At 61.7% G+C, this 4013-nt stretch carries 4 protein-coding genes and 1 pseudogene; all 5 read right to left on the minus strand.

Going from position 1 to position 4013, the window contains the following annotated elements; genetic code table 11:
- Positions 1–18: 18 nt before the first annotated feature.
- Positions 19–954: a sugar ABC transporter substrate-binding protein gene (locus VGO12_RS02420; RefSeq protein ID WP_327511154.1), complete on the minus strand. Its 936-nt coding sequence runs from the start codon at positions 952–954 to the stop codon at positions 19–21.
- 22 nt (positions 955–976) lie between these two features.
- Positions 977–1741 carry an SDR family oxidoreductase gene (locus VGO12_RS02425; protein WP_327511155.1) on the minus strand — a complete coding sequence of 255 codons (765 nt, stop codon included), beginning with the start codon at positions 1739–1741 and terminating at the stop codon, positions 977–979.
- A gap of 100 nt (positions 1742–1841) precedes the next feature.
- Positions 1842–2624 (minus strand): SDR family oxidoreductase, encoded by a 783-nt coding sequence (locus VGO12_RS02430; RefSeq protein ID WP_327511156.1) that lies wholly within the window; start codon positions 2622–2624, stop codon positions 1842–1844.
- A gap of 77 nt (positions 2625–2701) precedes the next feature.
- On the minus strand, positions 2702–3646 hold the full coding sequence (locus tag VGO12_RS02435; RefSeq protein ID WP_327511157.1) for a LysR family transcriptional regulator: 945 nt from the start codon (positions 3644–3646) through the stop codon (positions 2702–2704).
- A pseudogene (locus VGO12_RS02440) lies at positions 3643–4013 on the minus strand (hypothetical protein); the annotation flags it as partial. The gene VGO12_RS02435 and the pseudogene VGO12_RS02440, both read right to left, overlap by 4 nt.

The raw sequence follows: 4013 nt of genomic DNA on the forward strand, positions 1-4013 counted from the left end.
ACCGCCCGCCCGACCGGTTCACTTGCAGTTGTCCTTGGTGAAGAGCGTGGCACCGTAGTAGACGATGTCCTTGCCGTTGGTGACTTCCTTCGGATGGTCACCGTCGAGCATCACCCGCTTGGCATAGGTCGCAAGGTTCACGCCCCATTCCTCGAACTGCTGCCGGCCCGTCGCGACGAACATCGAGTTCGGCTCACAGATCGCCTTGATCGCTTCCGGGTGCCCGTCCATGCCCGAGACCGGTACGTTCAGCCCGGCGCCCTGCAGCGCGGTGATCGCCGCTTGCGCCGGCTCGTCCCAGGGTGTCCAGACGGCGTTGATCTCTTCGCCATAGCGCGTGGCGAAGTCCTGCACGGCGTTCAGTGTTTCCTGGTAGAAGTTGGCGACGTCGAAATTGTATTCGCCGATGACCTTGATGTCGGGATATTCCTTCAAGATCGCTCGCAGCGTGTCGGTGCGCTCGCGCACCGGCTTGATCTTGTCGGTGGTGATGATGATGAGGTTGCCCTTGCCCTTCATCTGGCTGATCAGGCTCAGCGACACCTCGGCGGACATCTGCCAGTTGTTGGTGGTGATGTCTGCGGTCGAGCCGGGGATCCAGCCGGAGTCGACCGTGTAAACAGGAATGTGCGCCGATTCTGCGCCCTTGAGGGCGTTGCTGGAGGCGCGCAGGTCTGCGTAGGTGACGTAGATGACGTCGACGCCGCGGTTGACCGCATCCTCGATGTTGTTGGCGACTTTCTCTGCAGATCCCGCAGAGTCGAGATAGGTGACTTCCCAATCATCGATGTTGTTGTCCGTCAGGTACTTCTTGAAGCCGTCCTGGGTGCGCTGTTCCGCCTGAAAGGCGGCATTGCCCTGCACCCAGCCGATCTTGACCGGTTTGGCGAGCGCCGGTGACGCGGCCAACAAGGCGATGATCGCGGCGCTGGTGAATTTCAGAACTGTCGACATGATTTCTCCTCCCACTCTGTCGTCAGATTGATAGAAAGCCGCCGTCGATATTCAGATCGACGCCGGTGCAGTAACTCGCCGCCTCGCTCGCGAGGAAAACCGCCGGCCCGCCCACTTCGTGTGGCTGCCCCATGCGTTTCATCGGCGTCATCTCGGCGAACTTGCGGACGTTTTCGGCCACTTCCGGCCGGCTGTTCATGGGCGTTGCCATGAAGCCTGGGCTGAGGCAGTTGACGCGCACGCCCCGCCCGGCCCATTCGGCCGCGAGGCTCTTCGTCAGGCGGATCACCGCCGCCTTCGTCGCGTCGTAGTGCGCCTGCTCCAGGCCGGGTATGGCGGTGGAGCCGCAGATCGACGCCATGTTGAGAATGGAGCCGCGGCCACGCTCCAGCATGCGACGACCCTCGACCTGGCAGGACCAGAAAAGCCCGTTGAGGTTGATCTCCATCATCCGCAGAAACTGCGGCTGCGGCATCGTCTCGGCCGCACTGACATTGGCGATGCCGGCGCTGTTGACGGCGATGTCGATCTCGCCCAACTCCCGCTCGGCCCGATCGAATGCGGCCTCGATCGAGCTGCGATCGGTGACGTCACCGTCAAGCGCCAGCACTTTCCTGCCGGTCGCGGAGATGGCTGCCAGCGTCTCGTCCTGGCCAGCGGCATCCGGCAGATCGAAGCAGGCGAGATCGGCACCGGCTTCGGCAAGCGCTATTGCGATTGCCTGCCCGAGGCCACTTCCGGCGCCGGTGACGAAGGCACGCTTGCCGCCAAGATCAAATCTGTTCACCTGCACCTCCCGAAACCTGCTGATTTTATTGATAAACCGATTGGCTCTTGCGATTGAGGACGTTGCCCTGAATTCACTTTTCAGCGCCGCTGAAGAAGGCTCAGAGAATGGCCCGGATCGTGCCGCCCTCCGCGCGCATCGCCATGCCGTTGAGGTGCGAGCTTGCCGCCAGATGCACGACGCTGCGCGCCACTTCGTCCGGTTCGATCATTCGCCTGATGAGCGAGGTCGGTTCGGTTTCGTCGAAGTAGTCGGAGACAACCGCCTCGCGGGTCGTGCCTTTCTCATCGGCAATTTCCTGGTGGTAGCGGCGCACCGCTTCGGTGTTGGTCGGGCCCGGCAGGATGGTGTTGACCCTCACCCGGGTGCCTTTCGTCAGCTCGGCAAGCGCACGCGACAGACCGAGCAGGCAAGTCTTCATGGCGCCGTAATGGGCCATCCACGGCTGCGGTTTGACGGCGCTTTCGCTGCTGATGAAGACGATGCTGCCTTCGCCGCGCTCCAGCATGTCCTTCATCACCAGCCGCGACATGCGCACGCCGGTCATGACGTTCACGTCGAAATAGCGAAACCAGTGCTCGTCCGTCGTCTCGAAGAAATCGCGAACTTCGAAGACACCAATGCTGTTGATCAGGATATCGACGGGGCGATGGGAAGAGGCGAAGGCATAGAGCCGCTCGGCCTCACCGGCAGCGGTCAGGTCTCCGGCGGTCCCCCGGCAACGCTTGCCAAGGACCGCGACGGCATCTTCAACTTCAGCGGCACTGATGCCGCTGACCGTGACATCCGCTCCCTCAGCGAGAAAGAGCGAGGCAATGGCGCGCCCGATGCCCGTGGCGCCACCCGTTATCAACACGTGCTTGCCGGCAAGACCATAATCCATTTCAAAAAACTCCATGCGTCGTCGTTCGGTGGCCAGAAAAGACGCACCGTCGGAAATGAGGGTGATGTGGAACGCGATCAGGCGGCGCCGCGCAGCCTTGGGTATTCGGTCCTGCAGAGCTCTGCGCTGCGGCTCAGGCGCTTCACGCGCTGCAGGAGAAAATCGATGAACTCGGCCGTGCGCAGAGGCAGGCGGTGTCTCGGTTCAGACAGAAGATGGATGATTTCGGGGTCGCAGTCGAAGTCCCTGAGAACCGCGACCAGCGTTCCCTCTTCCAGTTCGCGCGCGACATCCCAGGACGACACGCGAATTAGACCTTGGCCGGCTTTGGCGAGGTCGATCAGCGCCTGCCTGTCGGAGACGATGCGGTTGCCGCTGACGCGAACGAGCGTCGGTTCGCCATCGACGGCAAAACCCCATTTGTCCGCAGCCATCCTGCCGTCGAGATAGACGAGACAGTTATGTGCAGCGAGATCGGTCGGCACGTCCGGTGCCCCGACACGCGCCAGATACTCAGGCGCGGCACAGATGACCATCGGGTTTTCGCCGAGCTTGCGGGTGGTCAGTGCGCTGTCGGGCACTGCGCCAAAGCGAACGACGATATCGCAATCGTCATCGACCAGACTTACGTCCTCGTCACCAAGGATGAGGCGGAAGCCGATTTCCGGATGCGCGGCGCCGAATTCGCTGGTCAAGGGGATCAGATACTTCCGCCCGAATTCCGTTGGTGCTGCGATCGTCACCGTTCCGTTCGGGTTCTTCCTGCGCGCCCGCATCGTCTTGTCGAGCCGCTCGAAATCCTCAAGGATCGTCTGCGACGTTTCGAACAGGTAGCGTCCCTCCTCCGTCAGGCACAGTGAACGGGTGGTGCGCTTCAACAGCGCCACCCCGAAGTGGCACTCGAGCGCCTTCAGCCGTCCGCTCATCGTTGCCGGCGACAGGCCAAGCTTCGAGGCTGCCAGAGAAAAGCTGTTCGATTTGACGATTTCCGAGAAGACGCGGAGGTCCTGGATGCTGTTCATCGCGTCACCTCCAACTCGGGCAGGAACTGCCCGAGATTACCGATACTGGCGGCAAGGCCGGCGACAAACACTTCGACGCGCGCGCGGATAATCGGATCGAGGTCGTCCGGGATATTGTTGCGGTAGACGTATTTCCGCACGCCCATGTAGAAGAAGCTGGAGTGAAAACCCCAGACGATTTCCAGCACAAGCTCGTCTGCTTTCGGGCCTTTCGGAACCTCGAAACCTGCTTCAGCCGCGATTTCGGCGAAGATCAGCGGAAAGGTCGTTTCATGCAGCAGACCGAGATATTTCTGGGTGATCTGCGGGTCTTCCAGCGCCGACGCGATGAAGATCCGGATCCAGCGCTCGTCGAGGATCGCGGCCG

It is taken from the genome of Ensifer sp. (assembly GCF_035999135.1).
In the GTDB taxonomy this organism is placed as follows: domain Bacteria; phylum Pseudomonadota; class Alphaproteobacteria; order Rhizobiales; family Rhizobiaceae; genus Ensifer.